The 17,069-nt window shown below is 72.9% G+C and carries 15 protein-coding genes; 10 read left to right on the plus strand and 5 right to left on the minus strand.

The genetic code is table 11. The annotated features are described in order from the left end of the window. The first annotated feature begins 36 nt into the window (after positions 1-36). Positions 37-1,080 carry a peptidoglycan-binding domain-containing protein gene (locus TR42_RS06250; RefSeq protein ID WP_074789244.1) on the plus strand — a complete coding sequence of 348 codons (1,044 nt, stop codon included), beginning with the start codon at positions 37-39 and terminating at the stop codon, positions 1,078-1,080. A gap of 10 nt (positions 1,081-1,090) precedes the next feature. On the opposite strand, the gene allB is transcribed toward TR42_RS06250, so the two are convergent. After that, entirely contained in the window at positions 1,091-2,407 is a 1,317-nt protein-coding gene (gene allB, locus TR42_RS06255; RefSeq protein WP_042214079.1) for an allantoinase AllB, read from the minus strand. A 35-nt stretch (positions 2,408-2,442) separates the two neighbouring features. Here allB and TR42_RS06260 point away from each other — a divergent pair, with 35 nt between their 5' ends. Beyond that, complete coding sequence (locus TR42_RS06260; RefSeq protein WP_042214081.1) at positions 2,443-3,354, plus strand: XdhC family protein; 912 nt, start codon at positions 2,443-2,445, stop codon at positions 3,352-3,354. On the opposite strand, the gene TR42_RS06265 is transcribed toward TR42_RS06260, so the two are convergent. After that, positions 3,342-6,080, minus strand: coding sequence for a molybdopterin-dependent oxidoreductase (locus TR42_RS06265; RefSeq protein WP_081953215.1), 2,739 nt, complete (start codon positions 6,078-6,080; stop codon positions 3,342-3,344). The two genes, TR42_RS06260 and TR42_RS06265, sit on opposite strands and share 13 nt — an antisense overlap. After that, entirely contained in the window at positions 6,077-6,877 is an 801-nt protein-coding gene (locus tag TR42_RS06270) for an FAD binding domain-containing protein (protein WP_042214083.1), read from the minus strand. Before TR42_RS06270 ends, TR42_RS06265 begins: the two co-directional genes overlap by 4 nt. A 228-nt stretch (positions 6,878-7,105) precedes the next feature. Here TR42_RS06270 and TR42_RS06275 point away from each other — a divergent pair, with 228 nt between their 5' ends. The 5 genes from TR42_RS06275 to TR42_RS06295 are packed head-to-tail and all read left to right on the plus strand — an operon-like array spanning position 7,106 to position 11,284. Beyond that, positions 7,106-8,197: an ABC transporter substrate-binding protein gene (locus TR42_RS06275; RefSeq protein WP_042214085.1), complete on the plus strand. Its 1,092-nt coding sequence runs from the start codon at positions 7,106-7,108 to the stop codon at positions 8,195-8,197. A gap of 9 nt (positions 8,198-8,206) precedes the next feature. Beyond that, positions 8,207-9,031, plus strand: coding sequence for an ABC transporter ATP-binding protein (locus TR42_RS06280; protein WP_042214086.1), 825 nt, complete (start codon positions 8,207-8,209; stop codon positions 9,029-9,031). Beyond that, positions 9,031-9,828, plus strand: coding sequence for an ABC transporter permease (locus TR42_RS06285; protein ID WP_042214088.1), 798 nt, complete (start codon positions 9,031-9,033; stop codon positions 9,826-9,828). Before TR42_RS06280 ends, TR42_RS06285 begins: the two co-directional genes overlap by 1 nt. Next, positions 9,828-10,703, plus strand: a complete 876-nt coding sequence (locus TR42_RS06290; protein ID WP_042214090.1) for an ABC transporter permease — start codon at positions 9,828-9,830, stop codon at positions 10,701-10,703. Before TR42_RS06285 ends, TR42_RS06290 begins: the two co-directional genes overlap by 1 nt. Positions 10,704-10,705: 2 nt before the next feature. Then, entirely contained in the window at positions 10,706-11,284 is a 579-nt protein-coding gene (locus TR42_RS06295; protein WP_042214092.1) for a helix-turn-helix domain-containing protein, read from the plus strand. 324 nt (positions 11,285-11,608) lie between these two features. Here TR42_RS06295 and TR42_RS06300 read toward each other — a convergent pair whose 3' ends face one another. Together TR42_RS06300 and TR42_RS06305 are read right to left on the minus strand one after the other, a co-directional pair. Further along, on the minus strand, positions 11,609-12,967 hold the full coding sequence (locus TR42_RS06300; RefSeq protein WP_042214093.1) for an 8-oxoguanine deaminase: 1,359 nt from the start codon (positions 12,965-12,967) through the stop codon (positions 11,609-11,611). A gap of 39 nt (positions 12,968-13,006) precedes the next feature. Continuing rightward, positions 13,007-14,005 carry a M15 family metallopeptidase gene (locus tag TR42_RS06305; protein WP_052405697.1) on the minus strand — a complete coding sequence of 333 codons (999 nt, stop codon included), beginning with the start codon at positions 14,003-14,005 and terminating at the stop codon, positions 13,007-13,009. A 22-nt stretch (positions 14,006-14,027) separates the two neighbouring features. Between TR42_RS06305 and ligA the strand changes: the two genes are divergently transcribed. From ligA to TR42_RS06320, 3 genes are all read left to right on the plus strand, one after another. Further along, complete coding sequence (gene ligA, locus TR42_RS06310; protein ID WP_042214095.1) at positions 14,028-16,145, plus strand: NAD-dependent DNA ligase LigA; 2,118 nt, start codon at positions 14,028-14,030, stop codon at positions 16,143-16,145. A 94-nt stretch (positions 16,146-16,239) separates the two neighbouring features. After that, positions 16,240-16,464 (plus strand): DUF6479 family protein, encoded by a 225-nt coding sequence (locus TR42_RS06315; RefSeq protein ID WP_042214097.1) that lies wholly within the window; start codon positions 16,240-16,242, stop codon positions 16,462-16,464. Beyond that, on the plus strand, positions 16,461-17,039 hold the full coding sequence (locus TR42_RS06320) for a GNAT family N-acetyltransferase (RefSeq protein WP_201770783.1): 579 nt from the start codon (positions 16,461-16,463) through the stop codon (positions 17,037-17,039). Before TR42_RS06315 ends, TR42_RS06320 begins: the two co-directional genes overlap by 4 nt. Positions 17,040-17,069: the final 30 nt, after the last annotated feature.

The following is a 17,069-nucleotide window of genomic DNA, read 5'->3' on the forward strand; positions in this document are numbered from 1 at the left end:
TGGCCTGGTGCGGGGTTCCCCGATTACAGTCGCCTCATGGCGGAGGCCTCGGGGGGTTCTCGACGTGCTGCGGTGCGTCCGTGGTGGCAAACCGCGCTCGTGGGCGTGCTGGCCGCCGTCGGCGTGCTCGCGGTGCTCGTCGTGGCGGTGCCGCTGGGCGCGATCGCCTTCGATCAGCGGTCGAAGGACAACGACGCGGAGTCGGGCGCGCGTGGGTCCGCCGCCGCGGCCTTCGGCGCGGTCACCGCCTGCACCGCGCTCGCCGTGAGCGAGCTGGCCGAGGGCGCGGGAGGGGACGATGCGGCGGTCGCGGCGCGCGCGTGCGCGGAGGGCGAGTCCGGGAGAGGGACTACGGCCGTGCTCGGCAGCGAGGTCGACGGCGGTGTCGCGCGCCTGACGATGCGCACCTCGGCGTCGGTCGAGACCGGGGGCGGCACGGACTGGTTCGCGGGCCATGGGAGCGCCGGCGGGTGCTGGCACATGACCCTCGATGTCGCCGCTCGCACGATGACGGACCTGGCGGACGTGCGGTGCTCCGCCCTCGACGACGAGGACGCCGCCGTCGCGCACGAGACGGGCCTCCTGGCGCTCGACGGCGATGGCTCGCTCGACCCGCTGACGGCCGCACCCGGGGCGCGGGGAGAGCTCACCGCGCTGTACGTCACGACGGGGGACAGGCTCTGGACGGGGGACATCGTCGCCGAGATCGACGGCCGGCCCGTGGTCGCCTACACGGGCCCCGCGCCCTTCGACGAGCCTGGCGCATGGGACGACGATGCGCGCATCCCGTACTCGTGGACCGTGACGCACGGGATGCAGAAGATGCTGGGCGAGCTCGGCTACGACACCGGCGGGATCGACGGTGTCTACGGTTCTCTCACGGCGCAGGCGATCCGCGACTTCAACGCGGACCACGGCATCGCCGGCGACGAGCTCGACGAGTCGCTTCTCGTGTGGGTCGGCGACGTCGACCGCTCTCTCGACCGCGACCGCGACGGCACCGTGGTGACCGCGGTGCTCGCGGAGGTGGGGGACCGGGTCTCGGGCGACGCGCTCGTCGCCCTGGGCCGCACCTCCTGAGGCGGCGGGTCTAGGGCCGCGGGACCATGACCCCCTCGGCGTCCTCGGAGCCGCCGAGCCAGACCCGCCGGACCCGTCCGGCGAGCGCGGCGCCGTCGTACGCGCTCACGGGGTTCTTGTGGGCGAGCTCCGTCGCATGGACCTCCCACGGCACGTCCGCCGCGAATGCGACGAGGTCCGCGTCGCGTCCCGCCTCGATCGCGCCCTTCCCGCCAAGCCCCGCCCACGCGGCGGGACGCGTCGACATCCACTGCATGACGTGCGCGAGCGAGTAGCCGCGCAGCCGCGCGCCGGTCCACACCGCCGCGAGCGAGGTCTGCAGCCCCGCGATGCCGCCCCAGGCGGCGCCGAAGTCGCCGTCGCCGGCGAGCTTGAGGTCCGCGGTCGCGGGCGAGTGGTCCGAGGCGACGAAGTCGATCAGCCCCTCGGCGAGCGCCTCCCACAGCCGCTCGCGGTTCTCCTCCGAGCGGATGGGCGGGCAGCACTTGTACTGGGTCGCGCCCTCGGGCACGTGCGCCGCGTCGAACGTGAGGTAGTGCGGGCAGGTCTCGACGGTGAGCGGCAGCCCCTCGGCCTTCGCGTCGGCGATCATCGGCAGCGCGGCCGCGGCTGACAGGTGCAGGATGTGCGCCCGCGCCCCGGTCTCGCGCATCGCATGGATGACCGTCGCGATCGCGCTCGTCTCCGCCGCCTGCGGGCGCGTCGCCATGAACGCCCCGAAGTCGCGGCCCGGCGCGACGTCGTACGCGTCGAGCACCTCGGGGTCCTCGGCGTGCACGATGAGCCGCCCGTCGAAGCCTGCGATCTCCTCCATCGCCCGCAGCAGCTGGCCGCCGTTGAAGTGACCGAACTCGTCGACGCCGCTCGGCGCGAGGAAGCATTTGAAGCCGAATACGCCCGCGTCCCACAGCTCCCGCATCGTCCCGAAGTTCTCCGGCACGGCGCCGCCCCAGAACCCGACGTTGACGTGCGTCTTGCCCGCGGCGGCCTCCTGCTTCACGGCGAGGGCGTCGACGGAGACCGTCGGCGGGATCGAGTTGAGGGGCATGTCGATGAGCGTGGTCACCCCGCCGGCGCGGGCGGCGCGCGTGGCTGAGTCGAAGCCCTCCCACTCGGTGCGACCCGGCTCGTTGACGTGCACGTGGGTGTCGACCACGCCGGGGAGGAGCACCTCGTCCGGGGCGAGCACGACCTCGGCGATCCCGGGGGCGGGGGAGTCCACCGGGCCGACGCCCGCGATGCGGCCACCGCTGACGAAGACCGCGGCGGGCACCTCCCCGGTCGGCAGCACGGCGCGCGCGGCGCGGATGACAAGGTCGTGGCTCATCTCTTCCCTCCGGGTGGGGTGCAAGACTGTCGGGCGTGTTCGAGATCGCGCGCGAGGCGCTGGGGGTGCTCCACGAAGGGGGCGCGCTCGGCGTCGTCGTGGTGACGGCGGTCCACGGCTCGACGCCCCGCGCGCCGGGCTCCGCGATGGCGGTGACGTCCGACGGCCGCGCGCTCGGCGCGATCTCCGGCGGCTGCATCGAGTCCGAGGCCTACGAGCTCGCGCTCGCGTGCCTCGGCGCCCCCGAGCCCGTGACCGAGACGCTCGGCGGCGAGGGAGACCTGCTCCGCCCCGGTCTCGCGTGCGGCGGCGCGGTGGACGTCCTGGCCTTCCGCATCGGGCCCGGCGACCGGGAGCTCATCGCGGCCCTCGAGGCCTCGCTCGCGGACGGCGAGGTGACGATGACGCTGCCCGGCGGGCGGCGCATCGTCCGGGAGCGCGCACCGAGGCTCGTCATCGTGGGCGCGGTCGACTTCACCCCGGCCCTCGCGGCCGCAGGCGACGCCCTGGGCTACCGCGTCGTCGTGGTCGATCCGCGTCCCGTGTTCGCGACCGCCGAGCGCGTCCCCGCGGCGCACGAGGTCCACGTCGCGTGGCCCGACGCCTTCCTGCGCTCCTTCGAGATCGAGGAGTCGACCGTGATCTGCGTCCTCACCCACGACGACCGCGTCGACGTCCCCGCGCTCGAGGTCGCGCTCGCGTCGCGGGCTGCCTACGTCGGCGCGATGGGCTCGCGCGTCGCTCACGAGCGTCGGCTCGCCCGCCTGCGTGAGGCCGGCGTGGGGGACGATGCGCTGGCACGGCTGCGCTCGCCCATCGGGCTCGATCTGGGCGGGTCCTCGCCCGCGGAGACCGCCGTCGCGATCCTCGCGGAGGTGATCGCGGAGCGTGCCGGGGGCACGGGTCGGCGGCTGAGCGAGCTGGACGGGCATATTCACCGGACCTGAGCGTCCCGGGAGGGCTCGGATCCGCCTCCGGACCGGTACTGAGCGTCCCGAGCCGGGGTGGTGGAGGTGGCGGGCGTGGCTGACGCGGCGAGGCGCCACACGCGGTCGCGGGTCATCGGCAGCTCCATGGGCCGCACACCGATGGCGCGGCGGATCGCGTTCGCCAGCGCGGGCGCGACCGGGTTGTACGGCGACTCCGACATGGACTTCGCGCCGAGCGGGCCCAGCGAGTCGGAGGTCTCGGCGAAGTACACCTCGGTCTCCGGGACGTCCGAGATCTGCGGGACGCGGTAGACGCGGAAGGCGGGATTCGTCGGCGAGCCCTGATCGCCGATGAGCACCTCCTCGTACAGCGCGGAGCCGATGCCCTGCGCCACGCCGCCCTCGATCTGGCCGCGGCACTGCGCGGGGTTGAGCACCACGCCGGCGTCCGCGGACTGGATCGACTGGAGGATCCGCACCGCGCCGGTCTCGACGTCGACCGCGACGCGGAAGGCCTGCACGTTGAAGGCGAGCGAGCGGACCTTGCCGTCGGTCTCGCCGTGCGCCGTGAGGCCGCCCTCGGGGATCTCCGTCCCGTCGTCGAGCAGCTCGCGCAGCGCGAGCGCGGCGGCGTGCACCGCCTTGCCCGCCACCGTGATGCCCGTCGAGCCGAAGGCGCCGGTGTCGTACGTGGTCGCGTCCGTGTCGGAGGTGCGCAGCCGCACGGCGTCGGGAGACAGCCCCAGCGCCGAGGCCGCGATCTGCGTGAGGACGGTGTGGGTGCCGTTGCCGAACTCGACCGTGCCGGCCGCGACCAGCGCGCTGCCGTCCGGGAAGGCGGTGACCGAGGCGGTCGCGTGGTGCCCGCGCGGTGGGATGGTCGCGATCATGCTGAGCGCCATGCCCTCGCCCACGGCCCAGCCGTCGGGCGCCTCGACGCCGTTGCCGCGGCGCAGCGCCTCCTCCGCCAGGTCGAGGCACTGGTCGAGCCCGTACGAGCCGAAGATGAGGTCGTCCTGATGCCGCCGCTCGGTGACGCCGAGCTTGTCGCCGTCCTTTACCGCGTTGATGCGGCGCAGCTCGAAGGGGTCGATGCCCAGCTCGAGCGCGAGATCGTCCAGCGCGGACTCGACCGCGAAGATCACCTGGCCCAGCCCGTAGCCGCGGAACGCGCCCGAGGGGGTGGTGTGCGTGTAGACCACCTCGGCGTCGAGGCGCTTGGCGGGGGAGCGGTAGGCCTCGAGCGACTCGGCGCAGCCGTGGAACATCACGCCGATCGCGTGGTTGCCGTACGCGCCCGTGTTGCTCAGCACCTGGATGTCCATCGCGGTGAGCCTCCCGTTCGCGGAGGCGCCGAGCGTCGCGGTCACGCGGAAGGGGTGCCGGGTCGCGGTGCGCGTGAACTCCTCCTCGCGGGTCATCTCGTACGCGACGGGCCGGCCGGTGCGCAGCACCGCGAGCCCCACGATGTCCTCCGCGAAGATCTCCTGCTTGCCGCCGAAGCCGCCGCCCACCCGGGCGGTGAAGACGCGCACCGACTCCGGGTCGCGGTCGAGGATCACGGCGAGCTCGTCGCGGACCAGGAACGGGACCTGCGAGCTGGTGCGCAGCGTGAGCCGCCCCTCCTCGTCGATCCATCCCAGTGCGCCGTGCGTCTCGAGCTGCGCGTGGCTCACGCGCGCGTTGGACCAGGTGCCCGTCGCGACGGCAGCGGCGCTCGCGAGCCCCGCGTCGACGTCGCCGTAGCCGCCCTTCCACGAGGCGATCACGTTGCGCGACGCCTCGGCGACGCCGTCCTCGGGCGTGCGGTCGGGATGGACCAGCGGCGCGCCGGGGGAGCGGGCCTCCTCGGGGTCGAGGACCGCCGGCAGCACCTCGTACTCGACCACGATCGCCGCGCAGCCCGCCTCGGCCAGCGCGGGGGTGTCCGCGACGACGGCCGCGACCCGCTGGCCCCGGAACCGCAGGACCGAGTCGAGGATCCGGGTGTCGCGGGGGTCGTCCATGCGGTTGTCGTGACGCGCGGTCGAGAAGCGCGTCGCGGGGGCGTCCTCGTGGGTGAGCACGGCGTGCACGCCGGGGATGGCGAGCGCCGCGGTCGCGTCGATGGAGACGATGCGCGCGTGGGCGTGCGGGCTGCCGAGCACCCTGAGGTGGGTGAGGCCCGGCACGTCGGTGTCGAACGTGTACGGCTCGCGGCCCTGCACCACGCGGTCCGCCGCGGGGGGCCGCGCGCTCGTGCCCGCCTCCGCCGACGCATCGTCCCCGGTGGCGCCGTCCGACGCAGGGCAGCCGAGGCAGCCCCCGCCGCAGCCGCGGACCGCGTGCTCCACCGCCTCGCGGATGGGTCGGTACCCGGTGCAGCGGCACAGGTTGCCCTTGAGGCGGCGGTCGAGGTCGGGCAGGTCGTCCTCGGTCAGTGTCGACGCGGTGACCGTCATGCCGGGCGTGCAGAAGCCGCACTGGAACGCGAAGTGGCGGGCGAAGGAGTCCTGCACGGGGTGCGGCTCCTCGCCCGGCGCGAGCCCGCCCGCGGTGGTGACCTCCCGACCCTCGGCCCGCTGCGCGGGGTAGAGGCACGAGTGCACGGGGCTGCCGTCGACGAGCACCGTGCACGCGCCGCAGTCGCCCGCGTCGCAGCCCTTCTTCACCTCGAAGCGACCGTGCTCGCGCAGGTAGGTGCGCAGGCACTGGCCGGGTGCGGGCTCGCCGTGGACCTCGGCGCCGTCGACGTCCATCCTCATGCGAGCTCCTCTGCCACCTCGGCCGCGAGCACGCCCGCGACGTGCCGGCGCCAGTCCTCCGCGCCGAGCGCGTCGGTGTAGAAGCCGTCGGCCGCGCGCGCATCGTCCCGCGCCTCGGTGGGCGTCGGTGGAGCGTCGTAGCGCAGCACCGTCGGCGTGAGCGTGGCGGCCGTGACGACGATGACGGTGCGCCCGTCCTCGTGGACGCGGCCCGTCACCACCGCGCCCGAGCGTCCCAGCTCCGCCAGCGCGACCTTCCGCAGCGCGGTCCGGGCCCGCAGGGCGTCGGCGCCGATGCGCACCTCGCGGACCAGGTCGCCGTGACCGAGCGTGGTGGTGCCGTTCCCCGTGGGCAGGCTCGCGACGGGGACGATGCGCTCCTCGCCGTCGGCGGTCCAGATCACGGCGGCCGCGTCGAGGGTGACGCAGGCCGCGAGCATCGCGGCCGCGGCGTACGAGCGGCAGATGTTGCCGACCACCGTCGCCTCGTTCCAGATCTTGAAGCTCGCGAGGAGCGCGTTCGCGGCCTCGGCGAACAGCGGCTGCGCGGCCCACCCGACGTGGGGCGGCAGCGCGAGCAGGTCGGCGATGGTGCACGTCGCGCCGATGGCGAGTCCGTCGCGGCTCACCTCGAGCCGCGGCCAGCCCATGCCCTGGAGGTCGACGAGGCCCGTGACGTCGCGGTTGGGCTCCGAGAACAGCCACGTGCCGCCCGCGAGGAAGCGCTCGCCGGGGGCGAGCGCGAGGTCCGCGCGGGTGGTGGCGCGGCGGTATCCGGTGACCGTCATGAGGTCCATGACGCCTCCCTTCCGAGCCGACTTCCGGCGAGTCTGCCACGGACGAAAGTCACGGTTGTGTCACGGAACCCTGAATTTACGAGGGCGAAACACAACGACGCATGTTCATGAAATCTACATTCCATAACGTCGTCGGCGACGTGCCGGGAGTGTGCCCGGATACCGCGGGAGGCGACCCCACCACCTGTCTTCCCGGTCGATCGTGCGTCGATTCCAAAGGGAGAACACATGCGTTTCATCAGTGGCAAGGCGAGCCGTCGCGCGGCCGTCGCCGGTCTCGCGGGCGTCGCGGCGCTCGCGCTCGCGGCCTGCTCGTCGGACTCCGAGCCCGCGGCCTCGGAGTCGGGCAGCTCCGACGACGTGGCCATGGAGGCGCCTGAGTACGGTGACCTCGCGGTCCAGCTGTCGTGGATCAAGAACGAGGAGTTCTCGGGAGAGTTCTTCGCGGACACGAACGGCTACTACACCGAGGCGGGCTTCGACGCCGTCACCCTGACCCCCGGCCCGTCGACCGGTGTCGCGGAGCTCCTCTCGGGCTCGACCGACGTCGCGCTCTCGGACGCGGTCTCGATCGGTTCGGCCGTCGCCGCCGAGGAGGCGCCGCTCAAGATCATCGGCACCACCTACCAGAAGAACCCCTTCACGGTCCTCTCGCTGGCCGACGGCGGCAACATCGTCACCGCCGAGGACATGGTCGGCAAGAAGATCGGCGTCCAGGACTCCAACACCGCGCTGTTCATGGCGCTGCTCGCGGCGAACGGCCTCACCGAGGACGACCTCGAGATCGTGCCGGTCCAGTACGACCCGGCGCCGCTCACCAACGGCGAGGTCGACGGCTTCATCGCCTACCTCACCAACGAGTCGATCACGGTCGAGGCCGCCGGCTACGACACCGTGAACCTGCCGTTCGCGGACAACGGCCTGCCGTTCGTCGCGGAGACCTTCACCGTCACCGACCAGGCGATCGCCGAGGACCGCGAGAAGCTCAAGGCCTTCCTCGTCGCCGAGATCAAGGGCTGGACCGACGCCGTCAACGACCCGGAGGAGGGCGCCCGCCTCGCGTACGAGGTCTACGGTGCCGACCTCGAGCTCAACCCCGAGAACTCCATCGCCGGCGCGATCGCGCAGGCGGAGGACCTCGTGGTCTCGGACGAGACCGCTTCGGCCGGCCTCTTCACCATCTCCGACGCGCTCCAGGCGTCGACCATCGAGTCGCTCGCCGGTGCCGGCATCGAGCTCGAGCCCGCGGACCTCTTCGACCTCAGCCTCCTGGCCGAGGTCTACGAGGAGCACCCCGAGCTCGTCGCCTACGCAGGTTGATCTGAACCAGTGACCGACGTCACCGAGACCGGTGCCCGGGGCGAGTCCGCCCCGGGCACCGGCCTGCAGATCACGGGCCTCAACAAGGTCTTCACCTCCGGGAAGAAGACCGTCACCGCGCTCCAGGACGCGAACCTCCACACCGACCGCGGCTCGTTCCTCGCGCTGCTCGGTCCGTCGGGGTGCGGCAAGTCGACCATCCTGCGCATCCTCGCGGGTCTCGAGGAGCCGACGAGCGGCAGCACCCGCGTCGACGGCCGGTCCCCGAAGGATCTGCGCGCCTACAACGAGCTGGGCATCGCGTTCCAGGACTCCGCGCTGCTGCCGTGGCGCTCGGTGTACGCCAACATCAAGCTTCCCTTCGAGGTCGCCGGCAAGCCCGTCGACGACGACTACATCGAGGAGCTCATCGAGCTCGTGGGGCTCAAGGGCTTCGAGAAGGCCAAGCCCGCGCAGCTCTCGGGCGGCATGCGCCAGCGCGTGTCGATCGCGCGTGCGCTGGTGCTCAAGCCCTCGGTGCTGCTGCTCGACGAGCCCTTCGGCGCGCTCGACGACATGACCCGTCAGCGCCTCAACCTCGAGCTCATGCGCATCCTCGCGGCCAAGCCCGCGACCACGCTGCTGGTGACGCACGGCATCTCCGAGGCGATCTTCCTCGCGGACCAGGTCGCCGTCATGAGCCCGCGCCCCGGACGCGTCAAGGAGGTCATGCAGATCGACCTCCCGCGTCCCCGTACCCCGGACATCCAGCGCAGCCCGGAGTTCCACGCGTACGTGGACCAGGCCTCGGAGCTGCTGTTCGGCGCGGGCGGCGCGGCCACCGAGGACCACTGATGGGCCGCCGCCTCCCGCCGTGGGCCACGGCCGCCGTGAGCGCGGTCGGCCTCGTCGCCGCGTGGTGGATCCTGTCCGTCACGGTCTTCGCGAACGTGGGCTCGGGCGACACCAAGGCGATCCCGTCGCCGCCCCAGGTGGTCTCCGAGTACGGCAACGTGGGCTTCGACTTCTACGTCACGCACTTCTCGGTCACGCTCAACGAGGCCGTCCAGGGCTACCTGTGGGGCAACGGCATCGCGCTGATCCTCGCGGCGCTCGTCATGGTGATCCCGCGCCTCGAGGGCGCCGTCACGCAGCTCGCGGTGATCTCGTACTGCGTCCCCATCGTCGCCATCGGCCCGCTGCTGGTGCTGATCTTCGAGGTGCCGGCCAAGGGTGAGCCCTCCGGCACCGCGATCTTCATCGCGGCGCTCAGCGTGTTCTTCACCACCGTCGTCGGCTCGCTCCTGGGCCTCCACGCGGCGGACAAGGCGAGCCTCGACGTGGTCTCCGTCTACGGCGGCAACGCGTGGACGCAGCTGCGCAAGGTGCGCGTGGTCGCGGCCCTGCCCGCCGTGCTCACGGCGCTGCAGATCGCGGTGCCCGCGGCCTTCCTCGGCGCGGTGCTCGGCGAGTACTTCGGCAAGGTCGAGACGGGCATCGGCCCCGCGATGGTGATCGCACAGCAGTCGCTCAACTCGCCCCGCGTGTGGGGCATCGCGCTCGCCTCGGGCGCGGTCGCGCTGGTCCTCTACCTCGCCGTGGGTCTGCTCACGCGCATGTCCACGCCCTGGGCGAAGGGAGCGGCAGCCTGATGGCCGTCACGCAGCAGCCTCAGCAGCCCGGGCCTCAGGTCGCGGAGCTCGCCCAGCAGGTCCGTCGCCAGGCGCGGCGCGCGACCCTGAAGTCCCTGGGCTCGTCCCTGCTGGTCTTCGGGCTCACGCTCGTGAGCGTCGTGGTGATGTGGCAGGTGGTCCTCTGGGCCTCGGACCTCTCGCCGTACGTCGCGAAGGGGCCCGCCGACGTGTGGAGCTTCCTCTTCGTCGAGGAGGACGCGGCCGAGAACCGTGCCGAGATCGCCACCAACCTCGCCGTCACCCTGCGCGACGCGACCATCGGCTTCGTCGCCGGACTGCTGCTCGCGCTCGCGGGCGCGATCGGCTTCCGGCTGTCGCAGGGCTTCGAGCACGCGGTCATGCCGCTCGCGCTCCTGCTCCGCTCGGTGCCGCTCATCGCGTTCGCGCCGGTGATCATCATGATCTTCGGACGCGAGTTCATGACCGTCGCGGTCATGGGCGGCATCGTCGTGCTGTTCCCGGCGCTCGTCAACATCGCGTTCGGCCTCAAGCAGGCCTCGACGCAGATGCTCGAGGTGGTCGAGGTCTACGGCGGCAGCCCGCTCAAGCAGCTCACCACCGTGGCGCTCCCGGCCTCGCTGCCGGCGTTCTTCGCGGCGGTGCGCGTGTCCGTTCCGGGCGCCATCACCGGTGCGCTGCTCGCCGAGTGGCTCGCGACCGGCGGCGGCATCGGCGGCGTGATCAACGGCTACGCGACCTCGGCGAAGTTCGACGAGCTGTGGGCGTCCGTGGTCGTGGTGACGGGCGTCTCGCTGGTGCTCTACAACCTCGTGGCGATCCTCGAGAGCACGGTGCTGGCGCGCATGGGCATGCATCCGGAGAAGCGGGTCTAGGCGTGACCGCGGCCGGCGGCGAGCCCGACGAGGCCGCCGCGAGGTTGGGGACGCGCCTGCGCGAGCTGCGGAAGGCGCGGAGGCTCACGCTCGTCCAGCTGGCGGACGCGACCGGGTTGTCGCATCCGTTCCTCAGCCAGGTCGAGCGTGGCCTCGCCAACCTCTCGCTGCAGTCGCTGCGACGCATCGCGGTGGCGCTCGAGACCAGCCCGGTCGAGCTGGTCGCTGCGGCCGAGCCGGGGGAGGGCGCGTCGCCGCGTCGCATCGAGGTGGTGCGCGCGGGGTCGCGCCGGCCCACGCCGGAGGGCTTCGCGCGCGGGGAGGCGGTCTCGCTCGCCCGCGGCGCGCGTCCCTTCACGCCGATCCTGGTCGAGTCGGACGCCGTCGAGCCGGGAGAGACCTTCGTGCACGCCGAGGACGAGTTCGTGTACGTCGTCGCGGGCTCGCCTCAGGTCGAGGTCGACGGGAAGGTGCACACGCTGCCGGCCGGCGACTCCGTCTACTACGCGGGCGGGGTCGCGCACCGGTGGTGGTCCGAGCGGCCGTACCGGCTGCTCGTGGTGAAGCAGCAGGTGCGGTAGCCCGCAGCGCGCGGGCGTGGCGGCGACGCCGTGTCGGCGGCGTGTCGGCCGGGCACGGACCGATGCATGCACGACTCCTCGCACATTTCACGCACGACGGTTCGGTCCAATCCGGCGGCCGGAATCCGGCGGGCGGAATCCAGTGTGCGGCGTTCGGCGTTCGGCGTTCGGCTTTCGGCGCACGGCGGTGCTCGTTCGTGCGTGAAATGTGCGCGGACGGCGACTCGAACCCGTCGGCGCCGCGCACCGCGACGGCTCCTTCCGCCAGCTCCGATGCCGCTCGGTCGTGAGGGCGCGTGCGGGATGTCCCCGGGTGGCCCGCGGTCAACCGCGCAGGAGCGCCGCAGCCTCCGTGACCCGGCCGACGATCGCCCGCTCGTCTCCGCGCGCGAGCCGCCCGTCGACCACCACATCGTTCCCCTGCACCAGCATGCGCCGCACCGTCGGCAGCGAGCCGAGGCCCAGCGCGGCCACGGGGTCCGCGATGCCCGCGTGCTCGACCTCTCCGAGCTCCCACAGCACGATGTCCGCGAGCTTGCCCGGTTCGAGCGAGCCGATCTCCTTCTCCCGCCCGAGCACGCGTGCCCCGCCCATCGTCGCGAGGCGCAGCGCGTCGCGGACCGGCATCGCCGTCGCACCGTCGCGCAGCCGGGACAGCAGCGAGGCCTGGCGGATCTCCGACCCGAGCCGGCCGTGCTCGTTCGAGGCGGCGCCGTCGACCCCGAGGCCCACCGGGGCGCCGGCGTCGACCAGCCCGCGCACCGGGGCGATCCCGGCGGCGAGGCGCGCGTTCGAGGACGGGCAGTGGGCCACGCCCGTGCCGGTCGCGGCGAAGCGCGCGACGTCCTCGGGCGAGAGGTGGACGCAATGCGCCATCCACACGTCGGAGCCCAGCCAGCCGAGCGACTCGAGATAGTCGGTGGGGCTCATCCCGAAGCGCTCGCGGCAGAACGCCTCCTCCTCGACCGTCTCGGCGCCATGGGTGTGGAGCCGCACGTGCAGGTCGCGCGCGAGGGTCGCGGCCTCTCGCAGCAGGTCGCTCGTGACGGAGAACGGCGAGCACGGAGCGATCGCGACGCGGACCATCGAGTCGAAGGACGCGTCGTGATACCGGGTGACGGCCTCCGCCGAGGCGCTCAGGGCATCGGCCGTGGTCTCGACCGCGAAGTCCGGCGGGAGGCCGCCGTCGGACTCGCCCAGGTCCATGCTGCCGCGCGTCGCGTGGAGGCGGAGGCCCAGCTCGGACGCCTCGTGCACGATCGATCCGACGATGTCGCCCGACCCCTGCGGGAAGATGTAGTGGTGGTCGCCGACGGTGGTGCAGCCCGAGCGGGCGAGCACCGCCATGGCGCCGGCCGCGGCGGCACCCGCGGTGTCGGCATCGATGCGCGACCACGTCGGGTACAGCGCGACCAGCCAGTCGAACAGGATCGAGTCCTGCGCCCAGCCGCGCGTGAGCCACTGGTAGAGGTGGTGGTGCGTGTTGACCAGCCCGGGCGTGACGAGCGCGCCGCGCGCGTCGATGACGTCGGGGAAGGCGTCGCGCACCTCGGAGGGGGCCGCACCCTCGCCGACGTCGACGATGCGCCCGCCGCGGACCGTGATCCACCCGCGGGTGAGCTCCGCGCCGGCGGCGTTCATCGTGACGACGTGCCCGCCCTCGATCAGGGTCGGTCCGGCCATGTGCCCTCCTCGGGAGACGGGTGCGTCGTACCAGGGTAGTCAGAGGTTGGTCGCGGAGAAGTGCATCCAGTCGTCGAGCTCGACCCAGTTGCCGCCCCAGCTCCAGCCGATCTTCTCGAAGTCCGAGACGGTCCTCTGCTTCGCGTCGATCATGCCGGGCCGGTGCCAGTCGCGGTCGAGGTAGGCGCGCGCGAGCTCCGGGAACACGTAGCCGTCGCGTCGCCAGGGGTTGTGGAACGGGTTGATGTCGATCGCGAGGCCGCTCGCGTGCTGCGACCAGCGGTCGTAGCCGCCCGTGACGTGGCGGCACTCGAAGCTGATGGTGACGTTCTGGTCGCCGGTGTGATCCCCGTTGACTTCGTCCCACGTGGTGACGCGCATCTCCTCGATGGGGAAGCGGCGCTCGTACATCTTCTCGAACACGGTGACGATCGCCTCGGCGTGCTCGGCGGAGGTGATCATCTCGCCCGTGTGCGGCTCGTCGTCGAAGCCCCAGAACGGCATGACGATGTAGGCGAGGTCCTCGGGCGGGACCGGGCACTCGTCGCGCCAGCTCGAGCGCGCGAGCACGTCGTCCGGGACCGCGGACACCTCGGCGAACCACGCATCGTCCTCGGGGTCGGGGTAGGCGCCCGGGCGCGGCTCGAGCTGCCGGTCGCGCAGGGCCGCCGGCGTGCCGCCGGGCTCGCCCAGGCCGTTCTCCTGCTTCTCGAGCACCGTGGCGCCCAGCCACTCGGGGCGCGCATACGCGTTGACCGTCGCGCTCGGGGAGGGCGAGGCGCTCGGTGCGGCGCTCGCAGTCTCGGTGGGCTCGGGCGACGCCTCGGACGATGCGGTGGCGGAGGGCGACGGGCTGGCGGCCGCCGTCGGGCTCTCCACGGCGGAGGTGGGGGAGGCCTCGGCACCCGTGGTGTCGGTCGACGCCGAGCACGAGGCGAGCGCTGCGGCGAGGCCGATCGCGGCGAAGGCCGCCGTGGTCGCCGTGGCCGCCGCGGCGCGCACGGCGCCGCGCGACGGACGGGCGTGGCGCGGGGACATGCGGCAAGGGTAGTGCCGGTGCATGGGTGTCGGTAGGCCGTGGTGGGATAGGACCGTGACCGACCCCCGCGCCCGCCATCAGGAGCTCGTCCAGGAGATCGAGGCTCACCGCCACGCCTACTACGAGCTCGCCGCCCCGACCGTCTCGGACGCCGAGTACGACGTCCTCGAGCGCGAGCTGCGCGACCTCGAGGCGCAGTGGCCCGAGCTCGCGACCCCCGAGAGCCCCACCCAGAAGGTCGGCGGCGCGGTGGCCCAGGGCTTCGCGTCGGTGCGCCACCGCGAGCGGATGATGAGCCTGGACAACGCGTTCTCGATCGAGGACGTCGAGGCGTGGCTCGCGCGGGTCGAGAAGGACGCGGGCGAGCAGCCGGTGGTCTGCGAGCCCAAGATCGACGGGCTGTCGATCTCGCTCACCTACGAGGACGGCACGCTGGTGCGCGGCGTCACCCGCGGCGACGGCACCACCGGCGAGGACGTCACGGCGAACGTCCGCACCATCGCGGGTCTGCCCGAGAGCCTGTCTGGCGACCACGTCCCCGCGCTGGTCGAGGTGCGTGGCGAGGTCTACCTCCCGGTCGCGGCCTTCGAGGAGCTCAACGCGCGCCTGCTCGAGGAGGGCAAGGCGCCGTACGCGAACCCGCGCAACACGGCCGCGGGTTCGCTGCGCCAGAAGGACGCCGCGGTGACCGCGACGCGGCCGCTCGCGCTCACGGCGTACGCGCTCGGCGCGCTCGAGTGGGGCGACGCAACGCCGCACCCGGCCATCGGGACCCAGCACGGCATCTACGACGTCCTCGCCTCGTGGGGGCTGCCGGTGACGGCGCACGCGCGGCGCGTGAACGGCGTCGCCGAGGTCGAGGCGTACCTGCGCGACCTCGAGTCCCGGCGTCACGACCTGGTCCACGAGATCGACGGCGCGGTGCTCAAGGTCGACGACCGTGCGGTGCAGGGGGCGCTGGGCTCGACCAGCCGCGCGCCGCGCTGGGCGATCGCGTACAAGTTCCCGCCCGAGGAGGTCCACACCACGCTCGAGGACATCCGCGTCGACGTGGGTCGCACCGGCCGCGTCACGCCGTACGGGGTCATGACGCCGGTGCTGGTCGCCGGCTCCACCGTCACCTTCGCGACGCTTCACAACGCACACGAGGTCAAGCGCAAGGGCGTCCTCATCGGCGACACGGTGGTGCTCCGCAAGGCGGGCGACGTGATCCCCGAGATCGTCGGCCCGGTGGTCGCGGCGCGCACCGGCGCGGAGCGCGAGTGGACGATGCCCGCCGACTGCCCGTCGTGCGGCACGCCCCTGGCGGAGCAGAAGGAGGGCGACAAGGACCTGCGCTGCCCCAACTCGGAGTCATGCCCCGCGCAGATCGTCGACCGCATCGCGTTCATCGGCTCGCGCGGCGCCTTCGACATCGAGGTGCTCGGCGAGAAGGCGGCGGCCGCCCTGGTCGAGAGCGGCGTGCTCGCGAACGAGGCTGGCCTGTTCGCGCTGACGGCCGAGGATCTCCGGAACGTCCCGCTCTTCGTGCTCGAGAAGGATTCCAAGATCAAGGGTGTGGTGCGCCAGGCGGGCGACCTCTCGGCGAACGCGCAGAAGCTCCTCGACAACCTCGCGGCCGCGCGGAGCCAGGCGCTGTGGCGGGTCATCGTGTCGCTGTCGATCCGGCACGTGGGCCCGACGGCCTCGCGCGCGCTCGCGACCGAGTTCGGGTCCATGGACGCGATCCGCGCCGCCTCCGAGGAGGAGCTCGCGGCGGTCGACGGTGTGGGACCGGTCATCGCGGAATCGGTGCTGCAGTGGTTCACGGTGCCGTGGCACGCGGAGATCGTCGAGCGCTGGGCCGCCGCCGGGGTGCGCATGGCCGACGAGCGCGACGAGACCATCGAGCGCACCCTCGAGGGGCTCACCATCGTCGCGACCGGCTCGCTCGAGGGCTTCACACGCGACTCCGTCAAGGAGGCGATCATCTCCCGCGGCGGTAAGGCGGCGGGCTCGGTCTCCAAGAACACGGACTACGTGGTGCTCGGCGCGAACGCCGGCTCCAAGGCGGCCAAGGCGGAGGCGCTCGGGGTGCCCATGCTCGACGAGGCACAGTTCGTCATGCTGCTCGAGGGCGGTCCCGCGGGGCTGTCGTAGCCGAACCGGGTTCGTGCTGATCCCGGTCGCGGACCCCTCCCTGCGACGCCCTGCCGTGGGTAGGCTGGCGGCGAGGGGGAGGGAGGAACACCTCATGAACACCGCGCTCATCATCGGCATCGTCGCCGGGGTGGTGGTGCTCGCCGTCCTCGTCGCCGTGGTCGCGATCAGCCTGGCGCGCCGCCAGCCGCCCGCGCCGCGCGAGGACCCGGGCCGCGGGCCGACCGGCCAACACCCCGACCCCGTCGAGGGCACCCCGTCCGACACGTCCACCCCGCACTGGGACCGCCGCATCGACCCGAACGAGGGGCCACAGTGAGATCTGCCGTCCGCGTCATCAGCCCCGACGACAAGTCCCGGCTCCAGGAGATCGGCGAGCTCACCGCGCTCGCCTACCTGGCCGACGGTCTCGTCGACCACGCCCATCCGTACCTGCCGCAGCTGCGCGACGCCAAAGCGCGCGCCGAGGGCGCCGACCTGCTCGCCATGATGGACGGCGAGAAGGGCGAGGGTGCGATCGTGGGCACCATCACCCTGGTGCCGCCGGGAAGCCCGTTCATCGAGCTCGCGTCCGACGACGAGTACGAGCTGCGCATGCTCGCGGTCTCGCCGATCGAGCGGGGCCGCGGCATCGGACGCGACCTCACGCGGGCCGCGATGGAGCGCGCCGTGGCGGCTGGTGCGAGCCGCATCGTCCTGTCGACCATGGACACGATGCACGTCGCGCACCGCCTGTACGAGCGGATGGGCTTCTCCCGGCGAGCCGAGCTCGACTGGGTGGTCGTCGACAACGCGGACGGCTCGATCACGCGGGTCCCCCTCGAGGGCGGAGAGCCGCCCGAGGGCGCGGTGCGGCTGCTGGGCTACTCGTGGGAGCCGCCCGCGGCGCCGTGAGCGGCCGCATGCGCCACTAGACTCGTCGCC

Source organism: Demequina mangrovi (assembly GCF_000759715.1).
In the GTDB taxonomy this organism is placed as follows: domain Bacteria; phylum Actinomycetota; class Actinomycetes; order Actinomycetales; family Demequinaceae; genus Demequina; species Demequina mangrovi.

Bases quoted from the DNA above. Each gene is read 5' to 3' on its own strand.
- TR42_RS06250 (WP_074789244.1), top strand. From the start codon at position 37: ATGGCGGAGGCCTCGGGGGGTTCTCGACGTGCTGCGGTGCGTCCGTGG.
- allB (WP_042214079.1), bottom strand. From the start codon at position 2,407: ATGAGCCACGACCTTGTCATCCGCGCCGCGCGCGCCGTGCTGCCGACC.
- TR42_RS06265 (WP_081953215.1), bottom strand. From the start codon at position 6,080: ATGAGGATGGACGTCGACGGCGCCGAGGTCCACGGCGAGCCCGCACCC.
- TR42_RS06270 (WP_042214083.1), bottom strand. From the start codon at position 6,877: ATGGACCTCATGACGGTCACCGGATACCGCCGCGCCACCACCCGCGCG.
- TR42_RS06275 (WP_042214085.1), top strand. From the start codon at position 7,106: ATGCGTTTCATCAGTGGCAAGGCGAGCCGTCGCGCGGCCGTCGCCGGT.
- TR42_RS06285 (WP_042214088.1), top strand. From the start codon at position 9,031: ATGGGCCGCCGCCTCCCGCCGTGGGCCACGGCCGCCGTGAGCGCGGTC.
- TR42_RS06290 (WP_042214090.1), top strand. From the start codon at position 9,828: ATGGCCGTCACGCAGCAGCCTCAGCAGCCCGGGCCTCAGGTCGCGGAG.
- TR42_RS06300 (WP_042214093.1), bottom strand. From the start codon at position 12,967: ATGGCCGGACCGACCCTGATCGAGGGCGGGCACGTCGTCACGATGAAC.
- TR42_RS06305 (WP_052405697.1), bottom strand. From the start codon at position 14,005: ATGTCCCCGCGCCACGCCCGTCCGTCGCGCGGCGCCGTGCGCGCCGCG.
- ligA (WP_042214095.1), top strand. From the start codon at position 14,028: ATGGGTGTCGGTAGGCCGTGGTGGGATAGGACCGTGACCGACCCCCGC.
- TR42_RS06315 (WP_042214097.1), top strand. From the start codon at position 16,240: ATGAACACCGCGCTCATCATCGGCATCGTCGCCGGGGTGGTGGTGCTC.